The 227-nt window shown below is 46.3% G+C and carries 1 protein-coding gene; it reads left to right on the forward strand.

Translation table 11 applies throughout. From position 1 onward, the window contains the following. Window positions 1–227, forward strand: a 227-nt coding sequence (locus AVJ19_RS21430; RefSeq protein WP_162626707.1) for an Ig-like domain-containing protein, incomplete at both ends; no start/stop codon positions are given.

Consider the following 227-nt stretch of genomic DNA (forward strand, 5'->3'; position numbering starts at 1 on the left):
CTGATGGCGGTAAAACTTGGAGTGCCGATAAACCTGTTGCGCAGGAAGGTGAGAACAGCTTTAGCGTTCGTCAAACTGACAAAGCGGGGAATGTTTCGAATCCGACAGAGCTGACATTCACTTTAGATACGCAAGTGTCTGCACCGAGTGTGAGCTTAAGCATCGACAGTGGCATTGATAATAAAGACGGTATCAGCAACAACGGTGACTATACTGTTTCCGATATT

This window comes from Acinetobacter sp. CFCC 10889 (assembly GCF_003268395.1).
Taxonomy (GTDB): domain Bacteria; phylum Pseudomonadota; class Gammaproteobacteria; order Pseudomonadales; family Moraxellaceae; genus Acinetobacter.